The organism is Nocardia sp. NPDC058666, assembly GCF_042714895.1.
In the GTDB taxonomy this organism is placed as follows: Bacteria; Actinomycetota; Actinomycetes; order Mycobacteriales; family Mycobacteriaceae; genus Nocardia.
Window position 1 is genome coordinate 1 of sequence record NZ_JBHXRY010000040.1, and the last position, 3,405, is coordinate 3,405.

4 protein-coding genes are annotated in these 3,405 nt (G+C 65.5%); 2 read left to right on the forward strand and 2 right to left on the reverse strand.

What is annotated here, in order from left to right; genetic code table 11:
- The first annotated feature begins 186 nt into the window (after positions 1–186).
- Positions 187–987, forward strand: coding sequence for a methyltransferase domain-containing protein (locus tag ACFWVD_RS28120; RefSeq protein ID WP_379247864.1), 801 nt, complete (start codon positions 187–189; stop codon positions 985–987).
- Here the strand turns inward: ACFWVD_RS28120 and ACFWVD_RS28125 are convergent, their stop codons facing one another.
- Positions 988–1,254 carry a hypothetical protein gene (locus ACFWVD_RS28125; protein WP_379247866.1) on the reverse strand — a complete coding sequence of 89 codons (267 nt, stop codon included), beginning with the start codon at positions 1,252–1,254 and terminating at the stop codon, positions 988–990.
- A 241-nt stretch (positions 1,255–1,495) separates the two neighbouring features.
- Here ACFWVD_RS28125 and ACFWVD_RS28130 point away from each other — a divergent pair, with 241 nt between their 5' ends.
- On the forward strand, positions 1,496–2,941 hold the full coding sequence (locus tag ACFWVD_RS28130; protein WP_379247868.1) for an aldehyde dehydrogenase: 1,446 nt from the start codon (positions 1,496–1,498) through the stop codon (positions 2,939–2,941).
- On the opposite strand, the gene ACFWVD_RS28135 is transcribed toward ACFWVD_RS28130, so the two are convergent.
- Entirely contained in the window at positions 2,938–3,105 is a 168-nt protein-coding gene (locus ACFWVD_RS28135) for a hypothetical protein (RefSeq protein WP_379247870.1), read from the reverse strand. The two genes, ACFWVD_RS28130 and ACFWVD_RS28135, sit on opposite strands and share 4 nt — an antisense overlap.
- Between the last annotated feature and the right edge of the window lie 300 nt (positions 3,106–3,405).

A 3,405-nucleotide genomic window follows, 5' to 3' on the forward strand; every position in this document is an offset into this window, starting at 1 on the left:
CCGCCCCACCACCACGGCAACAAGCGCCCCCCCGCGGCCCCTCAGGGGCCGCGCTCGAGCGCGCCAGCGCTCCAATAAACACAGCCCGTACAGCCTGGGACCACCAAAACCCTGAATCCCGCCCGGAATCCCCCCGAACCTCCCACCACCAGCCACCCACAAACGGGTAACCCATAAACTCTGCCCGTGTCGACCGCCACCCCGCCGAGAACCGAGCAGCCCGTCGCGCGCCGTGACCGATCCCGGTTCGCGCGCCGCGCCACCCTGCGTCGCTCGCTTCGCCTGCTCACCAGCTTCCGTTTCGAGCAGTCCGACCCGGCGCGCTTCTACGGCGGCATCGCCACCGACAGCGCCGAGCTGATCAGCGACTTCTACGCCGACATCACCGGCCGCGACCTCACCGGCACCGTGGTCCTGGACGTCGGCGGCGGTCCCGGCTACTTCGCCGACGAGTTCACCGCCGTGGGCGCGCGGTATGTCTCGGTGGAGCCGGACCCGTCGGAGATGCACGCGGCGGGGCTGCGGGTGTCGGGTTCGGTGCGCGGGTCGGGCATGGCATTGCCGTTCCGCGACAACGCTTTCGACGTGTGCTTCTCGTCCAACGTCGCCGAGCACGTGCCGCAGCCGTGGCTCATGGCCGACGAGATGGTGCGGGTGACCAGGCCCGGCGGCCTCATCGTGTACTCGTACACGGTGTGGCACGGGCCTTTCGGCGGGCACGAGACCGGCCTGTGGCACTACCTCGGTGGCGAGTTCGCCGCGCGACGGTACCGGCGCAAGCACGGACGCGAACCCAAGAACAGGTTCGGCAGGTCATTGTTCGCGGTGACGGCGGAAGACGGACTGCGCTGGGCGGCAACGACTTCCGCCGACGTGCGCACTATCTTTCCCCGTTACCACCCGAAGTGGGCCTGGTGGCTGGTCCGAATTCCGTTGGTCCGAGAGCTATTGGTGAGCAACCTGGTAGTTGTCGCTACCAAGGCGTAATCACGCCAGCCAGCTCAGCCGCCGCGTCCGCCGAATCGGCTCGGGTAATACCCTGTCCCACGGCGATTCCTGAATCGCCAGGCCGACGGTCTCCAACGTGGTCAGGCCGACCTGATCGGCGAGCGCGCCGACCATCGCAACCGCCTCAGCGGCCTGGATAGCGGCAGTCGCCTGCTCGATCGTGAGTGTGCGGCCCGGCAGGAATGAGACAACCCATCCGCCACTGCCCACACTTTTCGCTTGATGGTCGGTCTGATCGCTGGTCATCAACGATCGGCCGATCACTTGCACAGCCATGAGTCGGTCTCCCCAATTCGCTGTTAATGTCGGATGAATCGAGCGAGCTGATCAGTAGCTAAAGCATCCCCTTTTCATCACCGGAACGCAATAGTGCGTTTCCCCGAATAGCGAACCGGCAGGTCGGAATTCGCAATCTTCACAGTTGTTGCGCCGCAGCGAATTAGAACGTGTTGCAGACAAGCTGAGCGCGAAACTGTAACGTGTTCTCATGCACTACGACAGTCTGTTCATCGGCGGCAAGTGGACCACCCCGGCCGGTAGTGACCGCATTTCGGTGGTATCCCCGGCAACGGAGGAGACCGTCGGCAGCGTGCCCGCGGTAACCAACGCGGACGTCGACGCGGCCGTTGCGGCCGCGCGCGACGCCTTCGACAGCGGTCCGTGGCCGTCGACGCCGCCACTGGAACGAGCGAAGGTACTCACAAAAGTCGCTCGACTGATCGAGCAGCGTTCGCCGGAATTGGTTGCCGCGCTCACCGCTGAGATGGGCGCGCCGACGTTAGCGGCCTTGACACTCAACCAGATTCCGGCCGTCGCGGCCTTGGACGCACTGGCCGAACTCGCGAAGACCTTCGCCTGGAACGAAACTCGAGTCGGCCTGTTCGGAACCTCCCGTGTGTCACGGGAACCCCGCGGTGTTGTCGCCGCGATCACCGCCTGGAATGTCCCGTTGTTCCTCGCCGCCAACAAGCTCGGGCCCGCACTGCTCGCCGGCTGCACGGTGGTGCTCAAGCCCTCCCCGCTGACCCCGCTGACCGCCAACATCCTCGCCGACATCTTCACCGAGGCCGGCCTGCCCGACGGCGTGCTCTCGGTACTGCCCGCCGAAGCCGAAGCAAGCGAGTACCTCGCGGGACACCCCGGCGTGGACAAGGTGACCTTCACCGGCAGCACCCCGGTCGGCAAGAAGCTGGCCGCGCTCGCCGGTGAGCAGCTCAAGACTGTCTCGCTCGAACTCGGCGGCAAGTCGGCCGCGATCGTGCTGCCCGATGTCGACCTGGCCGCGTGCATTCCGGTGCTCGCGTTCTCCGGGCTGATGAACAGCGGGCAGGGCTGTGTGGCGCAGACGCGAATTCTGGCGCCGCGCAGTCGCTATGACGAGATCGTCGACGCGTTGGTCGCGCACGTGAAGACCATGCAGACCGGCGACCCGACCGATCCCGCGACCCAACTCGGCCCGCTGATCAGCGAAAAGCAGCGCGACCGCGTCGAAAGTTACATCGCCAAGGGCAAAGCCGAGGGCGCGCGACTGGTGCTCGGCGGCGGCAGGCCCGAAGGCGTGGAGCGCGGCTGGTTCGTCGAGCCGACGATCTTCGCCGACGTCGACAATTCGAGCACCATCGCGCAGGAGGAAATCTTCGGCCCGGTGCTGTCGGTGATCCCGTACGACACCGAGGACGAGGCCATCGCCATCGCCAACGACTCCGACTACGGCCTGGCGGGTTCGGTGTGGACCACCGACATCGACCACGGCGTGGAGATCGCAGCACGAATCCGCACCGGCACCTTCGCGATCAACTGGTACGCCTTCGACCCGACCGCCCCCTTCGGCGGCTACAAGAACTCGGGTATCGGCCGCGAAAACGGCCCGGAAGGCCTGGACGCCTTCTGCGAACAAAAGTCGGTCCTCATGCCGATGGGTTGGACAGACTAAGGCATATGCACCCGCAGCACAGGCTGCGCAGCCACCTCGCCCCGGGCCGGCAGGTCGACGACCTCGACCCGCCACCCCGGCGGCAGGACACGCTCCAACTTGCCCGCCACCCGCTGCAGCGGCGTACTCGAGTAGGCCTCGGACTCGGTCACCAGATCGGTCATACGTGGAAACCACCTCTCAGCGTCGATCTCATCGTTGACCGCGTGGCGGTACAGGAGTCTCGCAGGAGTTCAGCTCGAGAGGAATATAGGCGACCCCACCGCTGACCCGACCATCGACTCTCTGACTTCGATAGATATACCCACAACTGGCCTGCGGAAATCGTCCGACGCTCGAGTCGAGAAACAAGAACCGCCCGTACCGAAAGGCGGGTTCACGCGGTCGTCGCAACACTCTCGATTGAGAGGTTGCGACGACCGTGTCGTTTTCAGAGGATCTGGACCAGTTCGGTGAGCAACTGA